This window comes from Bifidobacterium sp. UTCIF-38 (genome assembly GCF_006454495.1).
Taxonomy (GTDB): Bacteria; Actinomycetota; Actinomycetes; order Actinomycetales; family Bifidobacteriaceae; genus Bifidobacterium; species Bifidobacterium callitrichos.
Map to the genome: position 1 here is coordinate 1 of NZ_JFAL01000043.1, position 1,108 is coordinate 1,108.

Below are 1,108 nucleotides of genomic sequence, written 5' to 3' on the forward strand. Positions count from 1 at the left end.
GCTGTTTGTGGTGGGTTGTGGGGGTTAGGCGGTGACTGCTTTGAGGTCGAGTTTGCCGCAGGTCAGGTAGATCATGGTGGCGAAGTAGTCCATGTTCCTGAATCCGCGTGCTCGTCGTTTGACGTTCTGGATGACGCTGTTGACGCCCTCGAGGACCGCGTTGGTGTACGGGTGGGTGAAGTAGGTCAGGATCTCGTTCCAGTGCCTGCGGATCATGCGGGCGAGGTCCTTCATGGGTTCCAGCCGTGAGTGCATCATCCACGAGCACAGGCGGTGCAGGCGCGACCACGCCTCGCCTGGCGTGCGGCTGGTCTCGTAGATGTCCTGCAGGGTCTCGCGCATCTGGCACGCCCGGCCGGTCTTCAGCCGCTGTTTCATGAGAGCGCGTTTGGTCTCCAACTGCAGCTCGCTCAGCCCGGACTCGTTGCGCAGCCACAGGTACTTCGTCCTCTTCAGCAGCCCGTTGGAGCGTCCTTCGGCCTTCCGGACCTTGTCGACGGCCTCGTTGGCGTGCTTGACAACGTGGAACTTGTCGACGATCCGCTCCGCGTTGGGCAGGTATTCGCGGATGCCCTTCCGAAACCCCAGGCTCATGTCGCAGGTGACGAGCCGCACGTATCCGGGCACTCCGTTGTGCGCCGTGAAGTCGTCGACGAACCGTTTCACCGTGGTCGAGTCCTTGCCGGCCGTCACGTTGATCACGTCGTGCTCGACGAGGTCGGCGACCACCGTGATGTAGTTGTGCCCCTTGCGGCTGGTCTCGTCGATGCCGATGGCCTCCACGCCCGTGTAGTCCTCGAGTCTGCGGGCCTCGTCCACGTAGTGCGCGATGAACCGCCACAGGCGGGTGTCGGTCTCGTCGACCTGCTCGGCGAGCGTGCTGACCGGCAGGTGGCGGGCCATCTCGACCGCCCACGCCTCGAACAGGAGCGTGAACCCGCTGCCCGGCCTCGCCCACGGGACAGGCACGGTCCTCACGCCATGCTCCGGGCATGTCACGCGCGGCACGCCGGCATGGATGAACGCCTTGTACTGGAAGAAGTTCAGATGCCTCCACACGCGCCCGCGCGTGTCATGCACCGGGCACTCGTCCCGCCGGCACCCCGGC

At 64.9% G+C, this 1,108-nt stretch carries 1 protein-coding gene; it reads right to left on the minus strand.

Annotation, left to right across the window (positions count from 1 at the left end; translation table 11 throughout):
* Positions 1 to 24: 24 nt before the first annotated feature.
* The coding region (locus tag BW11_RS11415; RefSeq protein ID WP_140476381.1) for an ISL3 family transposase at positions 25 to 1,108 on the minus strand (1,084 nt) is incomplete at its 5' end.